At 57.1% G+C, this 23,495-nt stretch carries 16 protein-coding genes, 1 tRNA gene and 3 rRNA genes; 3 read left to right on the top strand and 17 right to left on the bottom strand.

Annotation, left to right across the window (positions count from 1 at the left end; genetic code table 11):
• Window positions 1-32: 32 nt before the first annotated feature.
• From birA to ACMGG9_RS24775, 11 genes are all read right to left on the bottom strand, one after another.
• A complete protein-coding gene (gene birA / locus ACMGG9_RS24825) occupies window positions 33-995 on the bottom strand; it encodes a bifunctional biotin--[acetyl-CoA-carboxylase] ligase/biotin operon repressor BirA (protein ID WP_033652744.1) in 963 nt (320 codons plus the stop codon).
• Window positions 992-2,029, bottom strand: a complete 1,038-nt coding sequence (gene murB, locus ACMGG9_RS24820) for a UDP-N-acetylmuramate dehydrogenase (protein ID WP_033652743.1) — start codon at window positions 2,027-2,029, stop codon at window positions 992-994. Before murB ends, birA begins: the two co-directional genes overlap by 4 nt.
• Window positions 2,030-2,406: 377 nt before the next feature.
• Window positions 2,407-2,522 (bottom strand): 5S ribosomal RNA (rrf, locus tag ACMGG9_RS24815).
• Between the two features lie 175 nt (window positions 2,523-2,697).
• Window positions 2,698-5,605: ribosomal RNA gene (locus ACMGG9_RS24810) — 23S ribosomal RNA — on the bottom strand.
• A 239-nt stretch (window positions 5,606-5,844) separates the two neighbouring features.
• Window positions 5,845-5,920, bottom strand: a tRNA-Glu gene (locus ACMGG9_RS24805).
• An 88-nt stretch (window positions 5,921-6,008) separates the two neighbouring features.
• Window positions 6,009-7,550 (bottom strand): 16S ribosomal RNA (locus ACMGG9_RS24800).
• Together the 16S, 23S and 5S rRNA genes with 1 tRNA gene alongside form the textbook arrangement of a ribosomal RNA operon.
• Before the next feature lie 398 nt (window positions 7,551-7,948).
• Complete coding sequence (gene hemG / locus ACMGG9_RS24795) at window positions 7,949-8,482, bottom strand: menaquinone-dependent protoporphyrinogen IX dehydrogenase (RefSeq protein WP_033652659.1); 534 nt, start codon at window positions 8,480-8,482, stop codon at window positions 7,949-7,951.
• A gap of 21 nt (window positions 8,483-8,503) precedes the next feature.
• Window positions 8,504-9,955 carry a Trk system potassium transporter TrkH gene (gene trkH / locus ACMGG9_RS24790; RefSeq protein ID WP_004934492.1) on the bottom strand — a complete coding sequence of 484 codons (1,452 nt, stop codon included), beginning with the start codon at window positions 9,953-9,955 and terminating at the stop codon, window positions 8,504-8,506.
• A gap of 34 nt (window positions 9,956-9,989) precedes the next feature.
• Entirely contained in the window at window positions 9,990-10,604 is a 615-nt protein-coding gene (locus ACMGG9_RS24785) for an IMPACT family protein (RefSeq protein WP_033652658.1), read from the bottom strand.
• Entirely contained in the window at window positions 10,604-11,935 is a 1,332-nt protein-coding gene (gene pepQ / locus ACMGG9_RS24780; RefSeq protein WP_033644957.1) for a Xaa-Pro dipeptidase, read from the bottom strand. Before pepQ ends, ACMGG9_RS24785 begins: the two co-directional genes overlap by 1 nt.
• Window positions 11,936-12,047: 112 nt before the next feature.
• Window positions 12,048-13,244: an MFS transporter gene (locus tag ACMGG9_RS24775; protein ID WP_042783472.1), complete on the bottom strand. Its 1,197-nt coding sequence runs from the start codon at window positions 13,242-13,244 to the stop codon at window positions 12,048-12,050.
• 233 nt (window positions 13,245-13,477) lie between these two features.
• Between ACMGG9_RS24775 and fadB the strand changes: the two genes are divergently transcribed.
• Both fadB and fadA read left to right on the top strand, forming a co-directional pair.
• The gene (gene fadB / locus ACMGG9_RS24770; protein ID WP_033644960.1) at window positions 13,478-15,667 is read left to right on the top strand and encodes a fatty acid oxidation complex subunit alpha FadB; all 2,190 of its coding nucleotides are present in this window, start codon (window positions 13,478-13,480) and stop codon (window positions 15,665-15,667) included.
• A 10-nt stretch (window positions 15,668-15,677) separates the two neighbouring features.
• Entirely contained in the window at window positions 15,678-16,841 is a 1,164-nt protein-coding gene (fadA, locus tag ACMGG9_RS24765; RefSeq protein ID WP_033644961.1) for an acetyl-CoA C-acyltransferase FadA, read from the top strand.
• Between the two features lie 172 nt (window positions 16,842-17,013).
• Here fadA and fre read toward each other — a convergent pair whose 3' ends face one another.
• From fre to pepE, 3 genes are all read right to left on the bottom strand, one after another.
• The gene (gene fre / locus ACMGG9_RS24760) at window positions 17,014-17,715 is read right to left on the bottom strand and encodes an NAD(P)H-flavin reductase (RefSeq protein ID WP_033644962.1); all 702 of its coding nucleotides are present in this window, start codon (window positions 17,713-17,715) and stop codon (window positions 17,014-17,016) included.
• Between the two features lie 50 nt (window positions 17,716-17,765).
• Entirely contained in the window at window positions 17,766-19,286 is a 1,521-nt protein-coding gene (ubiD, locus tag ACMGG9_RS24755) for a 4-hydroxy-3-polyprenylbenzoate decarboxylase (RefSeq protein WP_414161797.1), read from the bottom strand.
• A 62-nt stretch (window positions 19,287-19,348) separates the two neighbouring features.
• The gene (pepE, locus tag ACMGG9_RS24750; RefSeq protein ID WP_033644964.1) at window positions 19,349-20,074 is read right to left on the bottom strand and encodes a dipeptidase PepE; all 726 of its coding nucleotides are present in this window, start codon (window positions 20,072-20,074) and stop codon (window positions 19,349-19,351) included.
• 245 nt (window positions 20,075-20,319) lie between these two features.
• Here pepE and rfaH point away from each other — a divergent pair, with 245 nt between their 5' ends.
• Window positions 20,320-20,808, top strand: coding sequence for a transcription/translation regulatory transformer protein RfaH (gene rfaH, locus ACMGG9_RS24745; RefSeq protein WP_033644965.1), 489 nt, complete (start codon window positions 20,320-20,322; stop codon window positions 20,806-20,808).
• Between the two features lie 42 nt (window positions 20,809-20,850).
• On the opposite strand, the gene hemB is transcribed toward rfaH, so the two are convergent.
• From hemB to tatC, 3 genes are read right to left on the bottom strand one after another with little or no spacing between them, the layout of a single operon-like run.
• Window positions 20,851-21,873 (bottom strand): porphobilinogen synthase, encoded by a 1,023-nt coding sequence (gene hemB, locus ACMGG9_RS24740; RefSeq protein WP_042783470.1) that lies wholly within the window; start codon window positions 21,871-21,873, stop codon window positions 20,851-20,853.
• Window positions 21,874-21,887: 14 nt separating this feature from the next.
• Complete coding sequence (gene tatD / locus ACMGG9_RS24735) at window positions 21,888-22,670, bottom strand: 3'-5' ssDNA/RNA exonuclease TatD (protein WP_197809887.1); 783 nt, start codon at window positions 22,668-22,670, stop codon at window positions 21,888-21,890.
• A 53-nt stretch (window positions 22,671-22,723) separates the two neighbouring features.
• Window positions 22,724-23,494, bottom strand: a complete 771-nt coding sequence (tatC, locus tag ACMGG9_RS24730; protein ID WP_033644968.1) for a Sec-independent protein translocase subunit TatC — start codon at window positions 23,492-23,494, stop codon at window positions 22,724-22,726.
• Window position 23,495: the final 1 nt, after the last annotated feature.

Genomic DNA, 23,495 nt, shown 5'->3' with positions numbered 1-23,495 from the left:
AGGGGACGCTGCCGTCCCCTTGTCTTTTCTCACTATTCCGCGCTGCGCAGCGATATCTCTCCGCCGATAAAGGGTTTGATTTCCCCTTCTTGTTCCAGCAGGAGTGCACCTTGTGCGTCGATACCCCGGGCGATACCCACAATCTGTCGCTCGCCAATCAGCAGTTTGACCGGTCTGTCGATAAAATTATCCAGCGTGCGCCAACGGCCAATGAATGGTGCCAGCCCATCTATCTCGAATTGTTTTAAGGACTGCCGCAATTCATTAAGCAGAGTGGCGGTCAGCTCATTACGATCGATGTTAATACCGGCTTCTTGCAGGTTGATCCAACCTTGATTGATCCCACTCGCATTGGTATCCCGCATCGCCAAATTAATGCCGGCGCCGATGACCAACTGAGCCGCGTCGCCGGTTTTACCCGTCAACTCGACCAAGATCCCTGCCAATTTACGATCGTTCAGGTAAAGATCGTTGGGCCATTTGACTCGCACATCTTTAGCGCCAAGACGCTGCAAGACCTCCGCCATCACCATGCCGATCACCAGGCTCAGCCCCATCGCCGCAGCCGGCCCCTGTTCCAATCGCCAAAACATCGACAGGTATAAATTGGCGCCAAACGGCGAAATCCACTGACGCCCACGACGACCGCGGCCGGCCAGTTGGTACTCAGCGATGCAGGCATCGCCAGATTGCAGCGTTTCGATACGATCCAGTAAATATTGATTGGTAGAGTCTACGACTGGCAGCACGGTAACTCGCTTGTCGTCCAGCCCTCTAAGAATGCGTTCCGCCTCCAATAGCTGCATGGGAGCAGGCAAGCTGTATCCTTTCCCCGGTACAGTAAAGACATCCAGCCCCCACTCGCGAACGGTTTGAATATGCTTATTGATCGCGGCGCGGCTCATGCCCAATGACTCACCGAGCTGTTCCCCGGAATGGAATTCACCGTCGGCCAATAGCGCGATCAGTTTTAACGGGACCTTGATATCTCTCATGACAGCACCACCACAGCGTTCAATTCGCCAGTTGCGCCAATGAAACGCACCTCAGGTTCCAGCCATACGCCAAATTTATCGGCCACAGTCTTACGGACATGGCGCGCCAGAGCCACCACATCCTGACTATGCGCATTATCGATATTCACCAGCACCAGCGCCTGCTGGCGGTGTACGGCTGCGCCACCGATGCGATACCCCTTCAGTTCGCACTGATCGATCAGCCAGCCAGCGGCCAGCTTCACCTGACCATCCTGCTGCGGATAATGCGGCATGCCGGGATATTGTGTGATGAGTTCTGCGGCTTTCCCCGCGTTAACCAGCGGATTCTTGAAGAAACTGCCGGCATTACCGGTTTCGCGCGGGTCCGGCAGCTTGCTGCGGCGCATGGCACATACGGACTCGAATACCTGAAGTGGCGTCACCGTGGCGGGATCCAGCTTGGCCAGATCGCCATAGCTCAACTTGGGTTGCCACTGCTTGCTCAGACGCAGACCCAGCCCGACAATGGCATGCCCAGTTTGGAAGCGATGTTTGAAAATGCTTTCCCGATAGCCGAAACCACAATCGGCTGCCGAAATGCGATCGATGGCACCCGTAGAGAAGTCCAGCAGGTCGACATACTCACAGACATCTTTCAATTCGACGCCATAGGCACCGATATTCTGGATAGGCGCGGAGCCGGCCAATCCAGGAATCAACGCCAGGTTCTCCAACCCGCAGATCCCGGCCTGCAGCGTATATTGCACCAGATCGTGCCAATTCTCACCGGCGCTGACATGGAGATACCAGGCATCGTTATCTTCTCGAACATCGATGCCCTTCAGTTGGTTAACCATGACCGTACCCGAAAAGTCTTCCAGGAACAGTACGTTGCTACCTTCACCGAGAATCAGCAGCGGCTCCTGACGCTTGCGCGTTTGTTGCCAGACTTTGAGCATCAACTCAATTCTATCGGCGATGACCAGGTGCGCTGCGTTGACCGGGAGCGCAAAAGTATTGTGGTTTTTTAAAGACGCGCTTTCAGTAGACATAACGTTCAGTACCCATGCGGAAATAATCTTTTGCTTAGTCTACTCGATTCGAAGCGTCTGGCTAATATTTGTTTTAATTAACGTGAAATTTATCGAGTAATGCACTGAAGAATTAGGATTTATCTTTGATATAACAGGATAATTCTTATCAACATGTTCATAAATAGGCATTTTTATTATTTAAATAATAATCTGAATCTATCAATTATATATTGATCTGGTTATTCTCCTGCTCAAAAGCATTATACGTGCTTATGTAAATAAGCCACGTCCGCTGTAATAGGTATTTTTCTAAGCAATAGATACGATCAGGGGATTTATTTTACGCATAGCAAAAAGCCCTGAACGTCAGTTCAGGGCTTTCGGCTTTATTTGATGCCTGGCAGTGTCCTACTCTCGCATGGGGAGACCCCACACTACCATCGGCGCTACGGCGTTTCACTTCTGAGTTCGGCATGGGGTCAGGTGGGACCACCGCGCTATTGCCGCCAGGCAAATTCTGTTTCATTCCAACCGCTTCACTTCCATGAAGCCATCAGAACCAATCTTGGAACGTCGCTGAAAATTATTCGTATCATCCTGATACTCACCCCTTCGGGGCCAACGCTCTGCGTTGTTCAAAATCGTTCCTGACGATTTTGTCTCTCTAAAAACACCTTCGGTGTTGTAAGGTTAAGCCTCACGGATCATTAGTACTGGTTAGCTCAATGCATCGCTGCACTTACACACCCAGCCTATCAACGTCTTAGTCTTAAACGTTCCTTCAGGGGCCTTGAAGGCCCAGGGAAGACTCATCTTGAGGCAAGTTTCGCGCTTAGATGCTTTCAGCGCTTATCTTTTCCGCACTTAGCTACCGGGCAATGCCATTGGCATGACAACCCGAACACCAGTGGTGCGTTCACTCCGGTCCTCTCGTACTAGGAGCAACCCCTCTCAATCTTCCAACGCCCACGGCAGATAGGGACCGAACTGTCTCACGACGTTCTAAACCCAGCTCGCGTACCACTTTAAATGGCGAACAGCCATACCCTTGGGACCTACTTCAGCCCCAGGATGTGATGAGCCGACATCGAGGTGCCAAACACCGCCGTCGATATGAACTCTTGGGCGGTATCAGCCTGTTATCCCCGGAGTACCTTTTATCCGTTGAGCGATGGCCCTTCCATTCAGAACCACCGGATCACTAAGACCTACTTTCGTACCTGCTCGAGCCGTCACTCTCGCAGTCAAGCTAGCTTATGCCTTTGCACTAACCTCACGATGTCCGACCGTGATTAGCTAACCTTCGTGCTCCTCCGTTACTCTTTGGGAGGAGACCGCCCCAGTCAAACTACCCACCAGACACTGTCCTCACCCCGGATCACGGGGCCGAGTTAGAACATCAAACATTAAAGGGTGGTATTTCAAGGATGGCTCCACGCAGACTGGCGTCCACGCTTCAAAGCCTCCCACCTATCCTACACATCAAGGCTCAATGTTCAGTGTCAAGCTATAGTAAAGGTTCACGGGGTCTTTCCGTCTTGCCGCGGGTACACTGCATCTTCACAGCGAGTTCAATTTCACTGAGTCTCGGGTGGAGACAGCCTGGCCATCATTACGCCATTCGTGCAGGTCGGAACTTACCCGACAAGGAATTTCGCTACCTTAGGACCGTTATAGTTACGGCCGCCGTTTACTGGGGCTTCGATCAAGAGCTTCGCCTTGCGGCTGACCCCATCAATTAACCTTCCAGCACCGGGCAGGCGTCACACCGTATACGTCCACTTTCGTGTTTGCACAGTGCTGTGTTTTTATTAAACAGTTGCAGCCAGCTGGTATCTTCGACTGGCTTCAGCTCCATCCGCAAGGGACTTCACCTACATGCCAGCGTGCCTTCTCCCGAAGTTACGGCACCATTTTGCCTAGTTCCTTCACCCGAGTTCTCTCAAGCGCCTTGGTATTCTCTACCTGACCACCTGTGTCGGTTTGGGGTACGATTTAATGTTACCTGGAGCTTAGAGGATTTTCCTGGAAGCAGGGCATCAACTACTTCTGCACCGTAGTGCATCGTCATCACGCCTCAGGGTTAGTATGCAACCGGATTTACCAGGTCACACCCCCTACACGCTTAAACCGGGACAACCGTCGCCCGGCCAGCCTAGCCTTCTCCGTCCCCCCTTCGCAGTAACACCAAGTACAGGAATATTAACCTGTTTCCCATCGACTACGCTTTTCAGCCTCGCCTTAGGGGTCGACTCACCCTGCCCCGATTAACGTTGGACAGGAACCCTTGGTCTTCCGGCGAGCGGGCTTTTCACCCGCTTTATCGTTACTTATGTCAGCATTCGCACTTCTGATACCTCCAGCAACCCTCACAGGCCACCTTCAACGGCTTACAGAACGCTCCCCTACCCAACAACGCCTAAGCGTCGCTGCCGCAGCTTCGGTGCATGGTTTAGCCCCGTTACATCTTCCGCGCAGGCCGACTCGACCAGTGAGCTATTACGCTTTCTTTAAATGATGGCTGCTTCTAAGCCAACATCCTGGCTGTCTATGCCTTCCCACATCGTTTCCCACTTAACCATGACTTTGGGACCTTAGCTGGCGGTCTGGGTTGTTTCCCTCTTCACGACGGACGTTAGCACCCGCCGTGTGTCTCCCGTGATAACATTCTTCGGTATTCGGAGTTTGCATCGGTTTGGTAAGCCGGGATGGCCCCCTAGCCGAAACAGTGCTCTACCCCCGAAGATGAGTTCACGAGGCGCTACCTAAATAGCTTTCGGGGAGAACCAGCTATCTCCCGGTTTGATTGGCCTTTCACCCCCAGCCACAAGTCATCCGCTAATTTTTCAACATTAGTCGGTTCGGTCCTCCAGTTAGTGTTACCCAACCTTCAACCTGCCCATGGCTAGATCACCGGGTTTCGGGTCTATACCTTGCAACTAATCGCCCAGTTAAGACTCGGTTTCCCTACGGCTCCCCTATACGGTTAACCTTGCTACAAAATATAAGTCGCTGACCCATTATACAAAAGGTACGCAGTCACACCACGAAGGTGCTCCCACTGCTTGTACGTACACGGTTTCAGGTTCTATTTCACTCCCCTCGCCGGGGTTCTTTTCGCCTTTCCCTCACGGTACTGGTTCACTATCGGTCAGTCAGGAGTATTTAGCCTTGGAGGATGGTCCCCCCATATTCAGACAGGATGTCACGTGTCCCGCCCTACTCATCGAACTCACGACCTGTGCATTTTAGTGTACGGGGCTATCACCCTTTGCTGCGCGACTTTCCAGACGCTTCCACTAACACACAAGCCGATTCAGGTTCTGGGCTCCTCCCCGTTCGCTCGCCGCTACTGGGGGAATCTCGGTTGATTTCTTTTCCTCGGGGTACTTAGATGTTTCAGTTCCCCCGGTTCGCCTCATGCCACTATGTATTCATGACATGATAGTGTGTCGAAACACACTGGGTTTCCCCATTCGGGTATCGCCGGTTGTAACGGTTCATATCACCTTACCGACGCTTTTCGCAGATTAGCACGCCCTTCATCGCCTCTGACTGCCTAGGCATCCACCGTGTACGCTTAGTCACTTAACCTCACAACCCGAAGATGTTTCCATCGTTCGCGCTGCAAACATTTGAGAGACTCTATGACAGGTTACTCTTTATCCCAGTACATCTACGGAGGGATAAATTTCAGCCGTCATGTTTCAATTTTCAGCTTGTTCCAGATTGTTAAAGAGCAATATCTTAAACATGACTCGGAAGTCATCTTTAAGATATGGTGTATCGTCAGATACTTGAGACCGCCGCTTTCACCGGGTGGGTCGGAAGCTTGGCGTCCCCTAGGGGATTCGAACCCCTGTTACCGCCGTGAAAGGGCGGTGTCCTAGGCCTCTAGACGAAGGGGACACGACACCGTACTTTTATGACGCTTTTGCTCGTTACTTTTTCATCAGACAATCTGTGTGAGCACGCCACGCGAACTAATATCTTTAGGTAAGGAGGTGATCCAACCGCAGGTTCCCCTACGGTTACCTTGTTACGACTTCACCCCAGTCATGAATCACAAAGTGGTAAGCGCCCTCCCGAAGGTTAAGCTACCTACTTCTTTTGCAACCCACTCCCATGGTGTGACGGGCGGTGTGTACAAGGCCCGGGAACGTATTCACCGTAGCATTCTGATCTACGATTACTAGCGATTCCGACTTCATGGAGTCGAGTTGCAGACTCCAATCCGGACTACGACGTACTTTATGAGGTCCGCTTGCTCTCGCGAGGTCGCTTCTCTTTGTATACGCCATTGTAGCACGTGTGTAGCCCTACTCGTAAGGGCCATGATGACTTGACGTCATCCCCACCTTCCTCCAGTTTATCACTGGCAGTCTCCTTTGAGTTCCCGGCCGAACCGCTGGCAACAAAGGATAAGGGTTGCGCTCGTTGCGGGACTTAACCCAACATTTCACAACACGAGCTGACGACAGCCATGCAGCACCTGTCTCAGAGTTCCCGAAGGCACCAAAGCATCTCTGCTAAGTTCTCTGGATGTCAAGAGTAGGTAAGGTTCTTCGCGTTGCATCGAATTAAACCACATGCTCCACCGCTTGTGCGGGCCCCCGTCAATTCATTTGAGTTTTAACCTTGCGGCCGTACTCCCCAGGCGGTCGATTTAACGCGTTAGCTCCGGAAGCCACGCCTCAAGGGCACAACCTCCAAATCGACATCGTTTACAGCGTGGACTACCAGGGTATCTAATCCTGTTTGCTCCCCACGCTTTCGCACCTGAGCGTCAGTCTTCGTCCAGGGGGCCGCCTTCGCCACCGGTATTCCTCCAGATCTCTACGCATTTCACCGCTACACCTGGAATTCTACCCCCCTCTACGAGACTCTAGCTTGCCAGTTTCAAATGCAGTTCCCAGGTTGAGCCCGGGGATTTCACATCTGACTTAACAAACCGCCTGCGTGCGCTTTACGCCCAGTAATTCCGATTAACGCTTGCACCCTCCGTATTACCGCGGCTGCTGGCACGGAGTTAGCCGGTGCTTCTTCTGCGAGTAACGTCAATTGATGAACGTATTAAGCTCACCACCTTCCTCCTCGCTGAAAGTGCTTTACAACCCGAAGGCCTTCTTCACACACGCGGCATGGCTGCATCAGGCTTGCGCCCATTGTGCAATATTCCCCACTGCTGCCTCCCGTAGGAGTCTGGACCGTGTCTCAGTTCCAGTGTGGCTGGTCATCCTCTCAGACCAGCTAGGGATCGTCGCCTAGGTGAGCCATTACCCCACCTACTAGCTAATCCCATCTGGGCACATCTGATGGCAAGAGGCCTGAAGGTCCCCCTCTTTGGTCTTGCGACGTTATGCGGTATTAGCTACCGTTTCCAGTAGTTATCCCCCTCCATCAGGCAGTTTCCCAGACATTACTCACCCGTCCGCCGCTCGTCACCCAGGGAGCAAGCTCCCCTGTGCTACCGCTCGACTTGCATGTGTTAAGCCTGCCGCCAGCGTTCAATCTGAGCCATGATCAAACTCTTCAATTAAAAGCTTGATTTGCTTCCACTCGAGAAGCGATGCTCAAAGATTTACTGCATGAATTTTACTTCAGTTAGTCACTCTTCAAGACTTGATATTTTTTGCATCCGAAGATGCTGGATATCGTCTTGTGGAGTGCCCACACAGATTGTCTGATAAATTGTTAAAGAGCAGTGAGTTAGGCGCTTTCGCTTGCTAACTCGAGGTGGCGTATATTACGCTTTTCACCCGGAGAGTCAAGCGTTTATTTCGCTTTCCTCTCGCTGACCCGGCGACTTGTCAGTCGTTGTTCCCGGTCAGTGGAGGCGCATTATAGGGAGTTCTCGGCAGGCCGCAACCCCTAAATGCAAAAAACTTTTCAAGCGCGGATTTTTTCGGCAAAACGCTGGCCAAACCCGCATTTTTGTCACTTTTCGTACTGAATCTGGCTAAATTCCTGGGCGAAACGATCGACTTGCTGCCAATCTGTGTACTCAACTTCCTTACTGGTATCCGTTTCTCCACCGGTCATACGCATAATAAATTGAATCATGATGCGATCGAACCAGCGATAACGTGGATAACGCAATGCCCCGGCAAACACCGCGCACTGTTTTGGCTGCCACGGCGACGCCAACAGGAACTTGCGGGTATAGGCGTTGGTTTGCGGCGAACGCTTTTCCGGTTTGCGCGCGGTCAGATTGACGGCAAAGAATGCGCTCGGCATCCGATTCAACTGCTCGGCATGACGTTTAACGAATTTATCCAGCACCGGGTTAAAGTGCCCGTAGCGAATAGAAGCGCCGATCATCACCTGCTGATACTGGCTAAGGTCGATCTGTTCCGCCTGCAACAGATCGATAACCTCACAGCGCAGCGTATCCTGCAATTTGCTTGCTATATAAGAAGCGATAGCACGTGTTTGCCCGTCACGGCTCGAATAAAGTATCAATGCCTTCATGGCGTACTCCTTATAACAGGCTCACTCACGCCAGAAGGTTGGCGTGAACAGCACCAGCAATGTAAACACTTCCAGGCGCCCGAACAGCATCGTCACCACCAGGATCCACTTGGCCGCCGCCGGCATCGTGGTGAAGTTGTCCGCCACCACGCCCAGACCAGGACCAAGGTTATTCAGCGTTGCCGTCACTGCGGCAAACGCGGAGAAATCATCAACGCCGGTCGCAATGATCGCCAGCATGCTGACGATAAACACCAGCGCATAGGCGGAGAAGAATCCCCACACCGCTTCCAGAATACGTTCCGGCAGTGCGCGATTGCCCAATTTGATGGTATAGACCGCGTTGGGGTGCACCAGCCTTTTCAACTCGCGCGAGCCCTGCAGGTACAACAGCAGAATACGGATCACCTTCAGGCCGCCGCCGGTCGAACCGGCGCAACCGCCGATGAATGCCGAACACAGCAACAGCATCGGCAGGAACAGCGGCCACTTGGCGATGCTGTCGGTCGTAAAACCGGCCGTGGTCGCCATCGATACCACCTGGAAGAACGCCTGATTGAGCGTTTCCATACCGCTCTTATAGACGCCATGTCCCCAGAGCACCAACGTGCACACCACCACCAGCGTCAGTTGAACGAAGATAAACATGCGGAATTCAGGATCGCGCCCATAGACCTTCAGACTGCGGCCGCTTAGCAAAGCGAAGTGCAGACCGTAGTTACAGCCGGAAATCAGCAGGAACACGGCAATGATGGTGTTGATGGTCGGGCTGGCGTAATAACCGATACTGGCATCGTGGGTAGAAAACCCGCCAATGGCGATGGTCGAGAAACTGTGGCCGATGGCGTCGAACACCGACATCCCGGCCCCCCAGAGCGCCAGCGCACAGGCGACGGTCAGCAACACATAGATTAGCCACAGGGTTTTGGCGGTTTCGGCAATACGCGGACGCATCTTGTTATCTTTCAGCGGCCCGGGCATTTCCGCCCGATACAGCTGCATGCCCCCGACGCCGAGTATCGGCAGTATCGCCACCGCCAACACGATGATCCCCATCCCGCCCATCCATTGCAGCATTTGGCGATAGAACAGGATGGCCTTAGGCAACGAGTCCAGCCCCACCAGCGTCGTTGCGCCGGTAGTCGTCAATCCCGAGAAGGATTCAAAGAAGGCGTCGGTCAGCGACAAATTAGGACGTTCCGAAAACAGGAACGGCAATGCCCCCACGCTGCCCAGCACGGTCCAGAACAGCACAACGATCAGGAAACCTTCACGCGGCTTCAGCTCGTGTTTCTGCTTACGGTTCGGCCACCACAGCATCAGCCCGATGGTCAACGCCACGAAGAACGTTTGGCTGAACGCTCGCCCCGCCCCATCGCGATAAATCAATGCCACCAGGCCGGGAATAAACATCGTCCCGGAGAACAGGATGACCAGCAGACCAACGATACGGGTTATGGCGCGAAAATGCATTTCAGCACGATCCTTAGCAATTCAATTGGGAGGATTATTGCGAAATGGGGGTTAATTGCAAATTACCGCGGCTGAGATCACGCAATTTATTCCCAAACAGCTCGACCTCAGTCGCCGGCAGCGCCAAATGCAGCACGACGGCGGCGCCGTATTCACCCTGCAGGATCCGACCTGCGGTTTGCTGCAACAAGTTCTCCACCAGCGCCAACTGCGCATAGTCGCACTGCAAGATATATTCGGCTTCGGGCACCTTTTGCGCCAGCGCCAGCTGCTTCAATGCCTGTTGAACACCGTTGCCATAAGCTTTCACCAGCCCGCCGGTGCCCAGCTTGACACCGCCGTAGTACCGAACGACTACGGCGGTCACTTCACCGATACCGCTGCCCATCAGCTGCGCGAGGATAGGTTTGCCGGCGGTGCCCGACGGTTCTCCATCGTCGGAGAACCCCAACTGCTGCGAATCATCGGGGCTACCGGCGACGAAAGCCCAACAGTGGTGCCGCGCCGCCGGGTGCTCATCCCGCACCTGCTGAATAAACGCCTTTGCCGCCTCCACCCCGCCGGTCGGCGCCAGCAGGGTGATGAAACGGCTCTTCTTTATCTCTTCGGTAAAGCAGGTTGCTTCCGCCGGTATCGGGTACGGCCGCATCAAGCCAGGTTCAGATCGCGCGTCATGTTCTCGATGCGCTTTTCATGGATCACGATGTTGTCTTCGATGCGAATACCGCCATACGGTTTCAGCGCATCGATGCGATCCCAGGCGAAGTGCTGCTTGAACTCGCCGCTGCGCCACGGCGCCAACAGAGACTCGATGAAGTACAGACCCGGTTCGATGGTCAACACCATGCCCGGCTGCAACACGCGGGTGCAACGCAGGAACGGGTACTTGGACGGCGCCGCCAGATGGGTGCCTTGCTCATCCTGCATAAAACCGGCGGCGTCGTGCACCTGCAGGCCCAACGGATGGCCCAACCCGTGCGGCAGGAACGGCGTGGTGATACCCGTTTCGACCATCGCCTCTTCGCTGAGGCCATTCACCAGTTTGTGATTCTTGAGCAGCTTGGCGATGCGCTGATGCATCTGCACATGATAGTCGGTGTAACGCACGCCGGTTTTAATGGTGTCGATCAGCGCTAGCTGTTCACTATTGAGATCTTTCACCAGATGAGCGAACTCGCTGCCGCTTTGCGCCGCATAGGTACGCGTCAGATCGGCGGCGTAGCCGTTATATTCCGCGCCGGCGTCGATCAGAAAACTCAGGGACTCGGCCGGCGGCTGATGATCCAGCTTGGTGTAGTGCAGCACCGAAGCGTGCTCGTTCAACGCCACGATGTTGTCGTAAGGCACATCGGTATCGCGGTGGCCGGTAGCCGTCAGGTAGGCCAGATTGATGTCGAACTCGCTCATGCCGGAGAGGAAGGCCTCATGCGCGGCACGATGGCCGGTTACCGCCGTCTTCTGCGCTTCGCGCATGCAGGCCAGCTCATAGCCGGTTTTAATCGAACGGTGGAAATCCAGGTAGTTCAGCACCGCTTTCGGGTTGATGTTTTCCGAAGGGATGCCGAGATCGCGGGCGCGCTGTTGGGCATAACCGATATAGCCGACGCGCTCACGCTGCGGCGGCAGCTGCTGCGCGATCGCATCGGCGTTGGCCAGCGGCATCAATTCGAGGGACTTGGTCCAGAAACTGTTCGGCAGCGGCTCTACGCTGTGCCAGTAGTCAACCGGGGAGTAGAACCACAGCTTCGGCTTGTTGACGCCATCTATCCACAACCAGCAGTTCGGCACCGACGTCACCGGCACCCAGGCTTTGAAATGCGCGTTCACTTTGAACGGGTAGCTATGGTCGTCCAAAAATACCTTTTGCAGTTCCCCGGAGTGAATCAGCAGCGCATCCAACTTGTTGCGCTCCAGCACTTCACGCGCGCGTTTTTGCAGTTCTGCCAGGTGGTCGTTATACAAAGAAGCCAGCGTTTCCATCACAGTACCCTTATGCCTTAGCACGAAAGAAGCCATCTTAACACAGCGCTCCGACGCACCAACCTCATCGCGTTGGGCATGCGGAGCAGCTCGCAATTCCCTGCAAATGCCGTTACATCCGCAGCTTAACCATTAACCAGCCGCCCAAACCGAGCAGCGCTATCGCCAGCGCCCACAGGCCATGGTGTTCCAACAACACCGCGCCGGCCGCGGCGACGCCCGCCAGACACTGCTGCAGAAAGCCACACAGCGCCATCGCATAAGCGCCGTACTCTTTGGCATCGCTGACCGCCATCGCCATGCTGTTGGGAAACAGCACCGCCTGGCCAAAAATGGTCAGGCAATACAGCGCGATGAACAGCGCCATGCCGGAAAGGCCGGCCAGAACGCCGCTCCACCACAGCAGCAGGATCGCCGCCGTCGCCAGCGCCACGATGCCGCTGCCGGCCTGCATCAGTTTTTTCCCGCCGAGACGCGCCACCGTACGGTTCACCGTCAGCGCCCCGCTGAAGTAGGCGACGCCGATCACCAGCCCCAGGGCGCCGAACGCCGTGACGTTGAGACCAAACTCCTGCTGCATGACGAACGGACTCACTTCCTGCAGTGTCACCGTGGTGGCAAACCCCAGCCCGCCGACGCAGGCCGGCCAAAAGAACCCAGGCCGCCGCAGGATGGCAAAGTAGGTTGCCGCCATCGCCGGGCGCACGCCCCCTGCCCGTCCCGCCTCCAGCGGCAGCGTCGCCATCAGCACCAGAATGATCAAACCGGTGGCGCCCATCAGGACGAAGCCCATCTGCCAGTGCGCATATTGGCTCAGCAGGCCACCGATAAACTGACCGCCGCCCAGCGCGGTGATAAAGGCGATGGAGAGCACCGACAGACGCCGCGCCAGTTCGTCCCCGCTCCAGTTATCCCGCACGATGATGCGCGCGATGATCGCCGCACCGCCGGCACCCACGCCCTGCAGCGCACGCAGCGTCAGCAATTGGGCGCCGTTGCTGCACAGCGCCAACAGCCCGCTGCAGCCAATGAAAAGAAATAAAGACAGCGTCAGGGGCACGCGGCGGCCAAAGCGATCGGCGGCCGCGCCCCAGAACAGCACCGGCAAGGCGGCGCCGATGACGAAGATTGAAATGGACAGCTCGGTAGCGCGCCGGCTCATCGCCAGCTCCCGCATCACCGTCGGCAGCGAAGGCAAGTACACGGTCGTCGCCATTTGCGCCATAAACACCAACAGACACGCCAGCGTCATGGTTCTGGCGGGAATGCTCCATAAGCCGCTGCGTTTAACACAAGCCGCCTTAGTCATGCGTAACCTCGTCTGAATGTTCATTCGCTGCGAGCAAGTGTATGAGGGCCGACAAGCTCCGGCAAATGCCGATAGCACATAAAATATAACTTCGTTTCAAATCAAAAAACTAACTTGGCGACATGTGATCAGACCAGCAAAAATGCAATCTCTCATTTGCATATTGTTAACATAAAAACCACACTCCTCTTCATCTGGTCATACCAGATCATACGCTGATTCAGGAGATAGACATGCTCTACCAAGGCGAAACATTACAACTGCACTGGCTCGATAACGGCATCGCCGAGCTGGTGTTCAACGCACCGGGCTCGGTCAACAAGCTGGACACCCGCACCGTCGCCAGCCTGGGCGAAGCGCTCACCGTGCTGGAAAACCAGCCAGAGCTCAAGGGGCTGCTGCTGCGCTCCACCAAAGCCGCATTTATCGTCGGCGCCGATATCACCGAATTCCTTTCTCTGTTCGCCGCGCCGGCTGAAAAGCTGCAGGAGTGGCTGGTATTCGCCAACAACGTCTTTAACCGGCTGGAAGATTTGCCGGTGCCGACCATTTCGGCCATTAACGGCTATGCGCTCGGCGGCGGTTGCGAATGCATTTTGGCGACCGATTTCCGCGTCGCCTCACCGGACGCGCGCATCGGCCTGCCTGAAACCAAATTGGGCATCATGCCGGGCTTCGGCGGCTCCGTCCGCCTGCCGCGCCTGCTGGGTAACGACAGTGCGCTGGAAATCATCGCCGCCGGCAAAGACGTCAGCGCCAAAGACGCCTTGAAAGTCGGCCTGGTCGATGCGGTAGTGGCGCCGGAAAAACTGGCCGAAGCCGCGCTCAACATGCTGCAACAGGCGATCGACGGCAAGCTGAACTGGCGCGCCGCGCGTCAACCGAAGCTGGAGCCGCTGAAGCTCAGCCCGATCGAGGCGGCAATGAGCTTCACCACCGCCAAAGGCATGGTGCTGCAGACCGCCGGCAAACATTACCCGGCGCCGATGACCGCGGTGAAAACCATTGAAGCCGCCGCCAAGCTGGGCCGCGATGAAGCGCTGAAACTGGAAACCGCCAGCTTCGTGCCGTTGGCGCGCTCCAACGAAGCGCGTGCGCTGGTCGGCATCTTCCTTAACGATCAGTTCGTGAAGGGTCAGGCGAAAAAGCTGGCCAAGAATGTGGACGCGCCGAAACAGGCGGCGGTGTTGGGCGCCGGCATCATGGGCGGCGGCATCGCTTACCAATCGGCGTTGAAAGGCGTGCCGGTGATCATGAAGGACATCAGCGACAAATCGCTGACGTTGGGCATGAACGAAGCGGCCAAGCTGCTCAATAAGCAGTTGGAACGCGGCAAGCTGGATGGCCTGAAAATGGCGCAGGTGCTGTCGACCATTCAGCCGACGCTGGACTACGCCGGCATCGAGCGCGCGCAGGTGATCGTCGAAGCGGTCGTGGAGAACCCGAAGGTCAAAGCCGCCGTGCTGTCGGAAGTGGAAAACCTGATCGGCGAAGACACCGTTCTGGCGTCGAACACCTCGACCATTCCGATTAATCATCTGGCAAAATCGTTGAAGCGTCCGCAAAACTTCTGCGGCATGCACTTCTTTAACCCGGTACACCGTATGCCGCTGGTCGAAATCATCCGCGGCGAACAAACCAGCGACGAGACCATCGCCAAAGTGGTGGCCTACGCCAGCCGCATGGGCAAAACGCCGATCGTGGTGAACGACTGCCCGGGCTTCTTCGTCAACCGCGTGCTGTTCCCATACTTCGCCGGCTTCAGCCTGCTGCTGCGCGACGGCGCCGACTTCCGTCAGATCGATAAAGTGATGGAAAAACAGTTTGGTTGGCCGATGGGCCCGGCCTACCTGCTCGACGTGGTGGGCATCGACACCGCACACCACGCACAAGCGGTAATGGCGGCCGGCTTCCCGGAGCGCATGAGCAAAGACTATCGCGACGCCATTGACGTGATGTTCGACAACCAGCGCTTCGGTCAGAAAAACCAGCTGGGCTTCTACCGCTACAGCCAGGACAACAAAGGTAAGCCGCGCAAGGACAACGACGAGCAGACCGATGCGCTGCTGGCAGAAGTGAGCCAACCGCGCCAGACCATCAGCGACGAAGAGATCGTTGCGCGCATGATGATCCCGATGATCAACGAAGTGGTGCGTTGCCTGGAAGAGAAGATCGTCGCCAGCCCGGCCGAAGCCGATATGGCGTTGGTCTACGGCATCGGTTTCCCTCCGTTCCACGGCGGCGCGTTCCGCTACCTGGATACGCTCGGCACCGCCAACTACGTTGAGCTGGCCCAGCGTTACGCACACCTCGGCGCCCTGTATCAGGTGCCGGCCGGTCTGCGCGCCAAGGCCGAACGCAATGAAAGCTACTACCCGGTGGCGACACCGCTGTCCGACGTCGCAACCCGCCAACCGGCATGAGGTCATAAAGATGGAAAACGTAGTTATTGTTGATGCCGTACGCACGCCGATGGGCCGCTCCAAGGGCGGCGCCTTCCGCCAGGTGCGCGCCGAAGATCTCTCCGCTCATCTGATGCGTGAAGTGCTGAGCCGCAACCCGGCGCTGAACGCCGACGAGATCGATGACATTTACTGGGGCTGCGTGCAGCAGACGCTGGAACAAGGCTTCAACATCGCCCGCAACGCCGCGTTGCTGGCCGAGATCCCGCACCGTGTGCCGGCGGTGACCGTCAACCGCCTGTGCGGCTCTTCGATGCAGGCGCTGCACGACGCGGCGCGCGCCATCATGGTTGGCGACGCGCACATCAGCCTGATCGGCGGCGTGGAACACATGGGCCACGTGCCGATGAACCACGGCGTGGATTTCCATCCGGGCCTGAGCCGCAGCGTAGCCAAGGCCGCCGGGATGATGGGGCTGACCGCTGAAATGCTGGCCAAGATGCACAACATCAGCCGCCAGATGCAGGATGAGTTCGCCGCGCGCTCCCACCAACGCGCACATGCGGCGACGCTGGCGGGTTACTTCAAAAACGAGATCATTCCGACCAACGGCCATGACGCCGACGGCGTGCTGACTCGTTACGATTTTGATGAAGTCATCCGCCCGGAAACCACCGTCGAAAGCCTGTCGGCCCTGCGTCCGGCGTTCGATCCGGTCAACGGCACCGTCACCGCCGGCAGTTCTTCCGCCCTGTCGGACGGCGCTTCCGCCATGCTGCTGATGAGCGAATCACGCGCCAAAGCGCTCGGTTTGAAAGCCCGCGCCCGCATCCGCTCGATGGCGGTCGTCGGCTGCGATCCTTCCATCATGGGCTACGGCCCGGTGCCGGCCAGCAAGCTGGCGCTGAAACGCGCCGGTCTGAGCGTGCAGGACATCGATCTGTTCGAGCTGAACGAAGCGTTCGCCGCCCAGTCGCTGCCGTGCATCAAGGATCTGGGGCTGATGGACAGCATCGACGACAAGATTAACCTGAACGGCGGCGCCATCGCGCTCGGCCACCCGCTGGGCTGTTCCGGCTCCCGCATCTCGACCACCTTGTTGAACAACATGGAACGTCGCGACGCGCAGTTCGGCCTGGCGACCATGTGCATCGGCCTGGGCCAGGGTATCGCCACCGTGTTTGAACGCGTTTAGCTGTGTCTATCTTGGGATGACCGCGTCACCACTTCAAATCGCGGCATCCCGCCAAGTTTAGTTGCCGTTCTTCCCGCCTGTCAGGGGCGGGTTTTTTATGCCTGAAATTTGCCGACGCCCAAATAAAAACGGGGCGCCCCTCGGCCACCCCGTTCACTGCGCATCGCCTCTGTCAGATAAACGAAAACGCGTCGCCAAACATATGCGCTTCCTGCGCGCCGCGCTCGGCGCAGAAACGCTCGCGGGCGATTTTCGCCATCTCGAAACGCCCGGCGATGTAGATGTCATGCTCCGCCAACGTGCCGAAATCCTGCAACACCGCGCTGAGCACGGTGCCGCTGCGGCCACGCCATTCCGCCTCCGGCTGCTCGACCACCGGGATCACCTTCAGGTTCGGGTGTTGCACCGACAGCGCTTCCAGCTCGCTCAGATCGTACAGGTGCTTCAGCTCACGCCCGCCCCAGTAGATGGAAATATCGCGATCGGGCTGCTGCTCCAACGCGGTCAACAGGATTGAGCGCGCATAGGAGAAGCCGGTGCCGCCGGCGATCAGCACCAGCGGACGGCTGCCCTCTTCCCGCAGCCAGGCGTCGCCGTGCGGCATATCGACGGTGATCGCCTGCTCTTTCAGAATGCGATCCATCACCGCCATGGCGTACAGATTCAGCTCCGAAGCACCGATATGCAGCTCGATGTAATCTTGCTGCGTCGGGGTTGATGCCAGCGAGAACGGACGTTTGTCGCGCTCGTCCATCACCACCATCAGATATTGCCCTGCCTTGAAAGAAAACGGCTGCTCGGGCACCAGACGTACCCGATAAACCGTATCGGTAATGGCCTCTACCGAGGTCACTTTACAGCTCAATATTGTCATGCGTTCCCTCTGTCGGGTCATCAATGCAAAGCTGAGAACAGGGCCTGACGCTATAACGTCGGTTCCCTGTCACTGAAAATTGCGAGCTCATCCCAGATTTCGTCGACGCGCGCACGTACCTTTTCATCCATCTGAATCGGACGGCCCCATTCGCGATCGGTTTCACCCGGCCATTTGTTGGTGGCGTCCAGCCCCATCTTCGAACCCAGTCCGGAAACCGGCGAGGCGAAGTCCAGATAGTCGATCGGCGTATTCTCCACCAGAACCGTATCCCTTGCCGGATCCATTCGTGTGGTGATCGCCCAAATCACGTCATTCCAGTCGCGCGCATTGACGTCATCGTCACAGACGATAACAAATTTGGTGTACATAAACTGCCGCAGGAACGACCAGACGCCCATCATCACGCGTTTCGCGTGGCCGGCGTACTGTTTTTTCATGGTCACCACCGCCAGGCGATACGAGCACCCTTCCGGCGGCAGATAAAAATCAACGATTTCCGGGAACTGTTTTTGCAGGATCGGCACGAACACTTCATTCAGCGCCACGCCCAGGATCGCCGGTTCATCCGGCGGCCGACCGGTGTAGGTCGAGTGGTAAATCGCGTTGCGACGCTGGGTGATGTGCGTGACGGTGAATACCGGGAACTGGTCGATTTCATTGTAGTAACCGGTGTGGTCACCGTAGGGGCCTTCCGGCGCCATTTCACCCGGCTCGATATAGCCTTCCAGCACGATTTCGGCACTGGCGGGCACTTCCAGATCGTTGGAAAGGCACTTGACCACTTCGGTTTTATTGCCGCGCAGCAGCCCGGCAAAGGCGTATTCAGACAGGGTATCCGGCACCGGCGTCACCGCGCCGAGGATAGTGGCGGGGTCGGCGCCCAGCGCCACCGCAACCGGGAAACGCTCGCCGGGGTGCGCCTGGCACCACTCCTGGTAATCCAGCGCGCCGCCGCGGTGCGACAGCCAGCGCATAATCACTTTATTCTTGTCCAGCACCTGCTGACGATAGATACCGAGGTTTTGCCGTTCCTTATGCGGGCCGCGGGTCACCGTCAGCCCCCAGGTGATCAGCGGCGCGGCGTCTTCCGGCCAGCAGTGCATCACCGGAATGCGGCCCAGATCGACATCATCGCCCTGCCATACCTGCTCCTGACAAGGCGCGGATCCCAGCACCTTGGTCGGCATGTTCAGCACCTGCTTGAACTTCGGTATTTTGTCGAACAGATCGCGGAAACCTTTCGGCGGCTCCGGCTCTTTGAGGAAAGCCAGCAGTTTGCCGACTTCGCGCAGCGCGCTGATGTCTTCCTGCCCCATGCCCATCGCCACGCGATTGGCGGTGCCGAACAGGTTGCACAGCACCGGCATGTCGTACCCTTTCGGGTTTTCAAACAGCAGTGCCGGGCCGCCCGCCCGCAGGGTGCGATCGGCAATTTCCGTCATTTCCAGGTAAGGATCGATCGGCTGGCTGATGCGTTTTAGTTCCCCTCTCTTCTCCAGCAACGAGAGGAAATCGCGTAAGTCACGGTATTTCATGCTGATCATTATAGCGGCCAGTGGGGAGGGCATTATAAGCCCTCTTCAAGGTTGTTGCTGCAATTTTGTTAACGCCGCCCGCTGTCGGGTGGCTCTCAGCCGCAGTTGAACGGCACCAGCGCAGCCAGTGCGCGCGTATCCTGATACTCGCGCGTCTCTTCGCCGTGGCGGAACACCTTAAAGCCCTGCCCGTTGGCGCTGAAATAACGCAGCGCATTGCCTTCAACGTGCAACAGACTGCCTTCACGCAACGCCACTACCGATTCGCTCGGGTTGATCGCGCAGAACTCCGCGAGACGCTCGTCACGGGTTTCGCCCATGTGGCCGCTGATGTGCGCATCGATGTAATGCGGGTTAATCTGCACCGGGAACAACCCCAGCGCCGGCAACACCACGCTGCAGCGCACCGGCATGTCATTGGTGGTGCGAATGCTCGGCGTCGCCACGTTGCAACCTGCGCTCCAGCCGACGTAGGGCACTTCACGCTCGCGCACCGCGCGCTGGATAGGCACGATCAGGCTTTGTTCGTGCAACATCTGGTTCAGCAACCAGGTGTTGCCGCCGCTGACCAAAATGCATTCGGCCTGCGCGATCGCCGCCGCCGGTGAAGCGGCGTGGTGAATGCTGGTGACTTCAATGCCCAATGTTTGCGCCAGCTCCTGCGCGCGCCGATCGTAGTCGTAACGGATCAGCGCGTAAGGGATAAAGACGGCGGATTTGATGCCGCGGCGCGCAATCATCGCCAGCAGTTGGCTTTTGGCGTACCCCAGCAGCTCGGCTTCGCCAGACAGCTTGCCGTTGCTCAACAGAAACAGCTCCATTTTTCTCCCCTCGGTCAAAAACGATGAATAGCGTCACAGCCGGCGGCGCAACGCCTTGCCATACTGTGACGGTAACAAATTTTTAGCCCTCTGTTATACCAGCGCCGTATCGATAAGTGTGTGACCCCTCGCTAATAGCCGTAGATTCAGAAAGATAGGCGATGTTACATGCTGAAACTTGCATCACTATGTATCCGGAATAGCTTTTGATATGCTTACCGGCTGGCAGAAAGGCATGTGAAATTATGGAATCCTGGTATCTACTTTATTGCAAACGCGGTCAGCTGTTGCGAGCGCAGGAACATCTGGAGCGGCAGCAGGTAAACTGCCTCAGCCCGATCATCACGCTGGAAAAAATCGTGCGTGGCAAGCGCATCGCGGTCAGCGAACCCCTGTTTCCCAATTATCTGTTTGTGGAATTCGACCCGGAGCGCATTCACACCACCACCATCAGCGCCACCCGCGGCGTCAGCCACTTCGTGCGTTTCGGCGCGCTGCCGAGCGTCATCCCGAGCAAGGTGATCGATGAGCTGCGCACGCACACCAGCGAGACCTATGTCGATCCGGAAACCCCGCAGCCGGGCGATACCGTTCTGATCGTCGATGGCGTATTCGAAGGGCTGCAGGCGATCTACACCGAGCCGGACGGCGAGGCCCGCTCGATGCTGTTGCTCAACCTGATCAACAAACAGGTCAGTCAAAGCATCGACAATCGGCAATTCCAGAAAATGTAATGCAAAAAGGCGCCCTCAGGCGCCTTTTTTACGGTATCGCGCTTAGCGGCGCAGCGCTTCTTCATGCAGCCATTGGGCGACACGCTTGGCGAAGTAGGTCAGCACGCCGTCGGCGCCGGCGCGTTTAAAGCACATCAACGACTCCATCACCGCAGGCTGCTCCTGCAGCCAGCCGTTCTGAATCGCCGCCATGTGCATGGCGTACTCACCGGACACCTGATAAGCGAAAGTCGGCACGCCGAAGGTATCCTTCACCCGGCGCACCACATCCAGATAAGGCATGCCCGGTTTCACCATCACCATGTCCGCGCCTTCCTGCAGATCCTGCGCAATCTCTTGCAGCGCTTCATCGCTGTTGGCCGGATCCATCTGATAGGTCTTTTTGTTGCCGCCTTTCAGGTTGCCGCTGGAACCCAGCGCATCGCGGAACGGACCGTAATAGCAGGAAGCGTACTTGGCGGAGTAGGCCATGATCTGGGTGTTCACCAGGCCCTGCAGTTCCAGACGATCGCGGATCGCCCCGATACGGCCGTCCATCATGTCGCTCGGCGCCACGATTTCCGCGCCCGCTTCGGCATGAGACAGCGCCTGACGCACCAGAATGTCTTTGGTCACGTCGTTAATCACGTAGCCCTGCTCATCGATCACCCCGTCCTGACCGTGGGTGGTGTAGGGATCGAGCGCTACGTCGGTCAGAATGCCCAACTCAGGCACCGCGTCTTTCAGCGCGCGCACCGTGCGCTGCACCAGCCCTTCCGGGTTGTAGGCTTCTTCCGCATGCAGCGACTTCAAGCCCGGTTCAATCACCGGGAACAGGGAGATCACCGGCACGCCGAGTTTGGCGATGGTTTCCGCTTCCTTGACCAGCAGATCGATCGTCATGCGCGATACGCCCGGCATCGAGGCCACTTCTTCCTGACGGTTGCTGCCTTCCATGACGAACACCGGATAAATCAGGTCATTGACCGTCAGTTGGTTTTCGGCGACCAGACGGCGGCTGAAGTCATGACGGCGCACGCGGCGCATACGGCGACCAGGAAAGGTGCCCGGAAATGCATAGCTCATAGTTTTCTCCTAGCTCAAACCAGCCGGAATAGCCGGCGGGCGTTCTCATCGGTTTTTTGCCCCAGCCATTGCGGCTCTTCCTGCCGCCAGACGGCGACCTGATGCACGATGTGGGGCAGGAAACAGGGTTCGTTGCGGCGAGATGCGGGTTTAGGCTGTAAATCCCGGGGCAACAGATAAGGGGCGTCAGTTTCCAGCAGCAGACGCTCGGCCGGGATCTGCGGCAGCAGGGCGCGCAATTCCAGACCGCGCCGCTCGTCGCATACCCAACCGGTAATCCCGATCGACAGGCCCAGCGACAGGCAGCTTGCTAATTCTTCGGCGGTGCCGGTGAAGCAGTGCACCACGGCCGCGGGCAGTTTATCCAACCACGGCGTCAGTAGCTCGGCAAAACGTGCGTGTGCGTCGCGACAGTGAAGAAACACCGGCAGCGCCAACTCCGCCGCCAGCGCCAGTTGCGCGCTGAACGCCGCTTCCTGCTGCTCCGGCGTCGAGAAGTTGCGGTTGAAATCCAGACCGCATTCACCGATCGCCACCACTTCTGGGCCGGCGGCCAGGGCATAAATCTGCTCGGCGCTGCGTTCATCCCAGCTGCCGGCGTTATGCGGATGCACACCGGCGGTGGACCAGCAATAGCCCGCATGCAGCTGCGCCAGTTTGGCGGCCTCGCGGCTCTCAGGCAGATCGGTGCCGGTAATCAACATCCCGGTAACGCCCGCCGCGCGGGCGCGCTCCACCACGGTCTCGCGGTCTTTGGCGAATTGGCTGCTGGTGAGGTTAACGCCGATATCAAACATGGTTTTTTCCAAAGCAAAAGCCGCCCTATGGGCGGCTTCGCAATCAATGTGGATCAGGGCGCTGGGGGTTCGTCACCCTCGTCGTCGTCTTCCGCCTGCGGACGGCGTTTGCCGGTATAGAAGCGAGCGAAGAATACCCCCACTTCAAACAGCAGATACATCGGTATCGCCAGCAGGGTTTGCGAGAACACGTCCGGCGGCGTCAACAACATGCCGACCACAAACGCGCCGACCAACACATACGGCCGTTTCTTCTTCAGGTCTTCCGGCGAAGTGACGCCGCTCCAGCACAGCAGAATGATGGCGACCGGCACTTCGAAGGCGACGCCAAACGCCATAAACAGCGCCATGACGAAATCGAGGTAGTTTTTAATGTCGGTCGCAATGGTCACCCCCATCGGCGCGGTCTTGGCGAAGAAGCCGAAGGCCAGCGGGAACACGATGAAGTAGGCGAAAGCCATGCCGAGGTAAAACAACAGGCTGCTGGACACCAGCAACGGCATCATCAGGCGGCGTTCATGCTTGTACAGCGCAGGCGCGATGAACGCCCATACCTGATACAGGATCATCGGCGCGGAGACGAACACCGAAACGATCATGGTTAGCTTGATCGGGGTGAAAAACGGTGACGCCACGTCGGTGGCGATCATGCTCGCGCCGGCCGGCAACTGCTTGAGCAGCGGCGCAGAAACCAGCTGGTAGATGTCGTTGGCGAAAAACACCAGCACCACGAACACCGCCAGTACGCAAATAATCGAGTTCAACAGCCGCTTGCGCAGCTCTATCAGATGACTGATAAGGGGTTGGGTATCTTCAACAGCCATG

The organism is Serratia sp. BNK-10 (genome assembly GCF_047456065.1).
GTDB classification, from domain to species: domain Bacteria; phylum Pseudomonadota; class Gammaproteobacteria; order Enterobacterales; family Enterobacteriaceae; genus Serratia; species Serratia ureilytica.
This window is presented reverse-complemented; position numbering and strand designations above follow the sequence as displayed.